This is a genomic window from Bullifex sp. (genome assembly GCF_034103065.1).
Taxonomy (GTDB): Bacteria; Spirochaetota; Spirochaetia; order Sphaerochaetales; family Sphaerochaetaceae; genus Bullifex.
The window spans coordinates 1-2,070 of record NZ_JAXEGN010000147.1 but is presented as its reverse complement, the minus strand read 5'-3'; the positions used below and the strand labels follow the sequence as shown (position 1 = coordinate 2,070).

3 protein-coding genes are annotated in these 2,070 nt (G+C 31.0%); 2 read left to right on the top strand and 1 reads right to left on the bottom strand.

Annotated features, from left to right (window positions below):
- The first annotated feature begins 78 nt into the window (after positions 1-78).
- A complete protein-coding gene (locus SOY52_RS05780) occupies positions 79-363 on the top strand; it encodes a transposase (protein WP_320624029.1) in 285 nt (94 codons plus the stop codon).
- 17 nt (positions 364-380) lie between these two features.
- Positions 381-1,268 carry an IS3 family transposase gene (locus tag SOY52_RS05775; RefSeq protein WP_320624030.1) on the top strand — a complete coding sequence of 296 codons (888 nt, stop codon included), beginning with the start codon at positions 381-383 and terminating at the stop codon, positions 1,266-1,268.
- A 40-nt stretch (positions 1,269-1,308) separates the two neighbouring features.
- Here SOY52_RS05775 and SOY52_RS05770 read toward each other — a convergent pair whose 3' ends face one another.
- On the bottom strand, positions 1,309-1,902 hold the full coding sequence (locus SOY52_RS05770) for an ATP-binding protein (protein ID WP_320848021.1): 594 nt from the start codon (positions 1,900-1,902) through the stop codon (positions 1,309-1,311).
- Between the last annotated feature and the right edge of the window lie 168 nt (positions 1,903-2,070).

Genomic DNA, 2,070 nt, shown 5'->3' with positions numbered 1-2,070 from the left:
TATACTAAGAGTGTAAATCAGACAGGGAGGTGAAAATAATCCGAATAACAGTTACCATATCAAAGGAGTAAAAAAGATATGGGTAGAAACAAGAAGACTTATACAGATGAGTTTAAGCTTAAATGCATTAAAGAGCTTCTAGATGGAAAAGCATTTAGTGAAGTATGTTCTAGTAACAATGTAGCACCAAGTACACTATCAGATTGGAAGAAAGCAATTCTGCTAAATGGATTTGGTAATAAAGAAGCAAAAAGATTTCAAAAGCTACATGAAGAGGCAGAAGAAAAGCTTGCTGCAGCCAAGGCAATAATTGGTCAAAAAGAGTTAGAGATAGATCTATTAAAAAAAGATCAGCGCTTCTAAAAAAGGATGAGCTCTGGATGCTGGTTGATGAAACTAAAAGTAATGTTTTATCAATCAGTGCCCAGTGTCAAATCTTGAAGCTCCCTAGAAGCGTGTATTATGAAAAGAGGAGCTATGCTATCTCTGATGAAGAAGAAAGAAAAGCAGCACTTAAAGAAGAACATAATAGACATCTTGATAAAGTTCTTATTGAATGGACCAATTTCTCCACATATGGATATATAAAGATGTCCAAGCATTTACTACGTGAAGGTCATTCATGGGCTACAGAACACGCTATTAGAATGATATACAAAGAATTAAGTCTAAAAGGATTAACTCCTGTATTTAAAACTACACATCCTGCTAAAGGCTTATACACCAAATATCCATATCTGCTTCGTAATAGAAAGATAAGGTATGTCAATGAAGTTTGGGCTACTGATATTACCTATATCAAGCTTGAAGGTCGTATGGTGTATTTTACTGCAATAATCGATTTATACAGCAGAAAGATTTTATCTTGGAGGTTATCTGAAACAATGAATGTAGAGTTTTGTCTTGATGCCTTAATGGAAGCAATAATAAAGTATGGTGTACCTGCTATATTTAACACAGATGCAGGTTCACAATATACCTCTAAAGAATTCACTTCTTTCCTTGAAAGTTATGAAATTCTTATTAGCATGGATGGTATTGGTAGATGTCTCGATAATGTGAGAGTGGAACGCACCTGGAGGACTTTAAAATATGAGTGGGTGTTTTTAAGAGATTATCATGAATTTGATCAACTACAACAAAGCCTTAATGAATTTGTTTACTATTTTAATCATGATAGAATTCATCAAAGCTTAGATTATAAAACACCAGATGAAGTATATACTATGGGTACTTTCCCTAATATTAATAATAAAGAGGTAGCTTAAATATTCGGATAATTTTTAACTAATTGTCTTGACATGTCTCTTAGCATAGAGCTCTATATAAAAAAGTTAATGTTTTTTCATCTTGCAGACAATTAATATTTTCATAATGTCCTATCATTAAAAGAAATATATTGTATTCTTTTCTCAGAAAAATTTGAAAAAGACTAACAAATTCTCTAACATTTTTATTTGATACAACCTCATCTATTGTAACTAATACTCTTTTTCCTTTTTTCGTAAGTTCACTTAATATTTTATCCAAATACACAGCTACATCATTAGCCTGTATTTGATTTTCAAGTCCAATTTCAAAACCTAAAATTGAAACATTTATTTTAGCATTTTTAATTATATTAAATACTTCTTTTTTACTATTTAAGTTTGCAGTTAATGATTTTATCAAATCAAAATCAGAACTTAAATCACAAACAATCCAGTTCCTATCCTTTTTGAGAGTATTTGCAATAGATGTCATAAATACAGTTTTTCCAGAGCCTCTAACACCTGTTATTAAAAATGTGTGTGAATCTGGATTAGGAGAAATAAAGCTTTCGTAAACCTCATTAATCTCATAATCTCGATTAATTATACTTAATGGTTCTTTTCCAAATGTTAATGTAAAAGGATTATCCATATATTTCTCCAAAATAAACTTACTTTGTTTATAGTAGGATTTATTTCAGCATAGTTACCAATAGGAATTCAGCATAGTTTCCAATAGAGAAAGGGACAGTTGCAACAAGCTTGTCCCACGAAAGAAACTCTTAGCAACGTACATCAAAAAAAGCTAAGGAGTTTCAAA

What these genes read in the sequence shown, in the direction of transcription:
- SOY52_RS05780 (WP_320624029.1), top strand. Translation starts at nt 79, where the DNA reads ATGGGTAGAAACAAGAAGACTTATACAGATGAGTTTAAGCTTAAATGC.
- SOY52_RS05775 (WP_320624030.1), top strand. Translation starts at nt 381, where the DNA reads ATGCTGGTTGATGAAACTAAAAGTAATGTTTTATCAATCAGTGCCCAG.
- SOY52_RS05770 (WP_320848021.1), bottom strand. Translation starts at nt 1,902, where the DNA reads ATGGATAATCCTTTTACATTAACATTTGGAAAAGAACCATTAAGTATA.